Origin of the sequence: Haloferax profundi, from assembly GCF_001469865.1 — an archaeon.
GTDB classification, from domain to species: Archaea; Halobacteriota; Halobacteria; order Halobacteriales; family Haloferacaceae; genus Haloferax; species Haloferax profundi.
The window spans coordinates 1-515 of the sequence record NZ_LOPV01000357.1; the positions used below are offsets into that span (position 1 = coordinate 1).

Sequence of the window (515 nt, forward strand, 5' to 3'; positions counted from 1 at the left end):
ACGGCCTTCCGGACGACGGCACGGCCGTGATGGGGATACTGAATATCACCCCAGATTCGTTCCACGACGGTGGTGAGTACAACACGGTAGCCAAAGCAGTTGAGCGAGCCGAACAGATGATCGAAGAAGGTGTCGATATCCTCGACATCGGTGGTGAATCGACTCGACCTGGAGCACAACCACTGTCTGTCGACGAAGAGCTAAATCGTGTAATCCCGGTTATCGAGTCACTACGTGAACTTGACGTACTGCTATCGGTCGATACAAGAAAATCGGAGGTTGCACAGGCAGCACTAGATGCTGGTGCCGACATCCTCAACGATGTCTCTGGACTCGAAGACCCAGAGATGCGGCACGTTGCTGTGAAAAACGATTCACCAGTAATCGTGATGCATAGTATCGAGACTCCCGTTGACCCAGATGCCGATATCGATTACGATGACGTCGTCGAAGATACGATCGAACAGTTGCGTGAACGAGTCTTAGTAGCCGAGAAAGCAGGGCTAACCCGTGAT

General features: G+C 52.2%; 1 protein-coding gene. It reads left to right on the plus strand.

The window, feature by feature from the left end; translation table 11 throughout:
* Positions 1 to 515, plus strand: a 515-nt coding sequence (gene folP / locus AUR66_RS13090; protein WP_157533117.1) for a dihydropteroate synthase, incomplete at both ends; no start/stop codon positions are given.